Genomic DNA, 3,079 nt, shown 5'->3' with positions numbered 1-3,079 from the left:
GTTCCTCTATACTTGCTTCACGTTCATCTGTATTAACCTTTATTACGTCCTTTACTTCTTCTTCGTACATCCTTCACCTCCTAAAATATTATAGTATTTATCAAAGAAATACCAAAATTCTGTATTAACTTACAATATCTTTGATAGTTCCTCAACGCCTTTCTTTACCGCAAGCATTATTATTCCAAGCTTCGCCTTCTCATTAGTTATAACAACAAGGACAGCAAGATTTTTAATACCAGCAGTAATCACGTATCCTTTTTCTCCCTGCACCAAAGCAACATTTAATTTTCCTTTTGATAAATCATCAAGTACTCTCTCGCCAAGTGCAAGAATAGTTGCAGACATTGCTGCAACTTTATCTTCTTCCAGATTTTCAGGCAATAAACTTGCAACTGGAAGTCCATCACTACTTACAAGAGCAAGAGACTCAATATCAAGACTGCTTGCCTTGATCTTCCTTAAAATATCTCTCAAGGCATTTTCTACTCTTCTTCCTTGTGTGTCAATTAATTCGTCCATCTTTAACGCCTCCTTATAAAATTTTTGTTAATACACTTTTATAAACAAAAACGTCTATTATCACCAAAACGACAAAAAACATAAGTTCCATCGTAGAACCTGTATGAATAGTAAGAGGAAACCTGAAATGCCTCTTTTTATTAAAAGGATATAATAGTGGCACGCCTGTTGGAGTCATTGCGTCAAGAACAAGGTGTGATAAATACCCCATAGCCATACCAACTCCAAACTGCGTTGAAACGATATTAGCAAAAAACATAACAACCGCAAGTGCAAGTATTGAATGCGTAATTGTCCTGTGTTCAACAGGGATTCTAGGTAAATACCTTGTAATGGTTGCACCCTCTACATCAATATCAGGGAGAATAGCACCAATAAATAGTCCTGTTATTGTTGCAGGTGTTGGTGGTAATACTGAAACAAGACTTATTGATGCTGCAATATGCGTTCTCCCTGTCATTTCTGTTCCTCTACCGCATTCTCCTCAGTTTTATTTTTCCAGAGAACAATCTTGTTTTTCCCTTTCTCCTTTGCGGCATAAAGTGCTGCATCAGCTCTTCTTTTAAGCGTATCAAAATCAATATCGGGTTCTGATTCGGCAATACCAATAGAGAGCGTTATCCTTAAGTTGTTATTGTCCTGTAATGAACTTACAATCCTTTTTGCAACTTTTGCTGCGGTATATTTATCTCCTTCAATAACAACGGCCATTTCATCGCCACCAAACCTGAATGCAAAATCAGAGCTCTTTATATTTTTCCTTATAGCCCCTGCAACTCTTTGCAAGACAATATCTCCTGTTTCATGTCCGTATTCATCATTGAACTTTTTAAAATCATCTATATCAAACATCATAAATGATAATCTCTTGTTTTGTACAAGTATGGGAAATACCTCTTGCACATATGCATCAAGTGCAAGTCTGTTATGCAACTGTGTTAACTGGTCTGTTCCCGCTCTTGAATAGAGTAAGTCGTAATTTACAGCAGAATTGAATAGCAACCTCAAAAGTTCAGTAACATCTTTAAAGAATCCTTTATCATCTTCATAATAGGCAACAACGTTGTTTAGAATCACAAGTTTATTGAGTTTTGAAAGCGTATTTTCAATTTCGGCCTCTGTTTTTCTTCCTACACGCTCCCCATTTTTATACATTTCCACATAACCCGTTGGAACATACACATTCCTGTAAGTAAAGATTATATCTTTGTGCGTGTATTGAATGAACGCCTCTGACGTGTACTTTATTAAGTCTGGCGAAGTCTTGAAATTAACATCACGCACAAACATTCTTAGAGTGGTATACGCTTGCGCCAACTCCTTTCGCTTTTTTTGAGCGTTTAGAAAGAGAAAGAGGAGAGTGAAGTTAGAAAGTGCCAAGAATATCGTCAATATTATCAATATACCCGCCATTTTTCAGCATCCTCAGCGACTCTTCGAGTGTCATGCTCCTCGGAGTCGTCATGTAATTTACAATCTCATTCAATCTATTATCCATAATAACTCTCTCAATACTCTTTGAGTGCTCCACAACCTCGACTGCAGGGTACATTTTTTCATCTGTTCCTTTTACGAGTGTCTGTGCAATAACTGCAACAAAAGATGAAGCAAAAAGCGCTCTATTCCACTCCTTATCTGATAAAAACGATAGCATCCTATCGATTGCTTCAACAGCTGGAAATGCGTGTATTGTCGTAACAACAAGGTGTCCCGTTGTTGCAAGGGATAGCGCAATCTTTGCGCTTTCAGGGTCTCTTATCTCTCCTATAAATATAATATCAGGATTTTCTCGTACAACCGCCTTCATACCTTCCTCAAATGAAAGTACATCAGTTCCAATTTCCCTCTGGTCAACAATGCTATTCCCGTGTGGTATAAGGTATTCAACAGGATCTTCTATCGTTACAACGTGTACACCGTTATATATCACAGTTTTTATAAGGCTCGCAATTGTTGTTGACTTTCCTGAACCTGTTGGCCCAGAAACGATGATCATACCTGTTTTTTTCTTCATAAAATCAGGCAAAAACTCAGGAAGATGCAATTCCTCTATTGTTGGTATCTCTGCCTTCAATCTCCTTATAGATATTGAGATTGAGGAACGCTGGTAGTAGATGTTTGCCCTGTATCGTGCTGTTGCTCTTCAAAATGAGAAGTCAACCTGCAAGTGCTTTTTTAGTTTTTCTCTCTGCAAGTCTGTCATTAAGAAATTCGCTATCTCTTCTGTGTCAGACGGTTCAAGAACAGGAACTTCAGAAATTTCCATAAAAGTACCATTAATCCTTATATGCGGCCTTGCTTTGGCGCTTATCTGGATATCAGATGCGCCACGCTCTTCTGCGATTCTAAAAATGTCATCAATGTATCTTGGTTCTGCTGACTTCGTTTCCATTTTCGTATTTCACCTCGTAGACTTCGATCCCTTGTATTGCTTGTGCAAATTTCAGTGCTTCATCTTTATCGACAAAATATCCCTTGTCCTGCCCATTAGACACTATTCTGTAAAGCGTGTAACTATTGCTCGCATTATACACGAATTTCTGTAATTCTGCTGTTG

At 37.9% G+C, this 3,079-nt stretch carries 6 protein-coding genes; all 6 read right to left on the bottom strand.

The window, feature by feature from the left end:
• Positions 1-129: 129 nt before the first annotated feature.
• A complete protein-coding gene (locus tag JHC30_00250) occupies positions 130-522 on the bottom strand; it encodes a roadblock/LC7 domain-containing protein (GenBank protein ID MCI4462599.1) in 393 nt (130 codons plus the stop codon).
• Between the two features lie 13 nt (positions 523-535).
• Positions 536-982 carry a metal-dependent hydrolase gene (locus JHC30_00245; GenBank protein MCI4462598.1) on the bottom strand — a complete coding sequence of 149 codons (447 nt, stop codon included), beginning with the start codon at positions 980-982 and terminating at the stop codon, positions 536-538.
• On the bottom strand, positions 979-1,935 hold the full coding sequence (locus JHC30_00240; protein MCI4462597.1) for a GGDEF domain-containing protein: 957 nt from the start codon (positions 1,933-1,935) through the stop codon (positions 979-981). Before JHC30_00240 ends, JHC30_00245 begins: the two co-directional genes overlap by 4 nt.
• Positions 1,889-2,596: a Flp pilus assembly complex ATPase component TadA gene (tadA, locus tag JHC30_00235; GenBank protein MCI4462596.1), complete on the bottom strand. Its 708-nt coding sequence runs from the start codon at positions 2,594-2,596 to the stop codon at positions 1,889-1,891. The genes JHC30_00240 and tadA overlap by 47 nt, the downstream gene beginning before the upstream one ends.
• Positions 2,597-2,665: 69 nt before the next feature.
• Positions 2,666-2,914: a hypothetical protein gene (locus tag JHC30_00230; GenBank protein MCI4462595.1), complete on the bottom strand. Its 249-nt coding sequence runs from the start codon at positions 2,912-2,914 to the stop codon at positions 2,666-2,668.
• The coding region (locus JHC30_00225) for a hypothetical protein (GenBank protein ID MCI4462594.1) at positions 2,880-3,079 on the bottom strand (200 nt) is incomplete at its 5' end. The genes JHC30_00230 and JHC30_00225, both read right to left, overlap by 35 nt.

Origin of the sequence: Caldisericum sp. (assembly GCA_022759145.1) — a bacterium.
Lineage (GTDB): Bacteria > Caldisericota > Caldisericia > Caldisericales > Caldisericaceae > Caldisericum.
Note: the sequence above shows the minus strand (reverse complement) of the source record. Positions and strands in the feature narration are given on the sequence as shown.

Bases quoted from the DNA above. Each gene is read 5' to 3' on its own strand.
- JHC30_00250 (MCI4462599.1), bottom strand. From the start codon at position 522: ATGGACGAATTAATTGACACACAAGGAAGAAGAGTAGAAAATGCCTTG.
- JHC30_00245 (MCI4462598.1), bottom strand. From the start codon at position 982: ATGACAGGGAGAACGCATATTGCAGCATCAATAAGTCTTGTTTCAGTA.
- JHC30_00230 (MCI4462595.1), bottom strand. From the start codon at position 2,914: ATGGAAACGAAGTCAGCAGAACCAAGATACATTGATGACATTTTTAGA.
- JHC30_00240 (MCI4462597.1), bottom strand. From the start codon at position 1,935: ATGGCGGGTATATTGATAATATTGACGATATTCTTGGCACTTTCTAAC.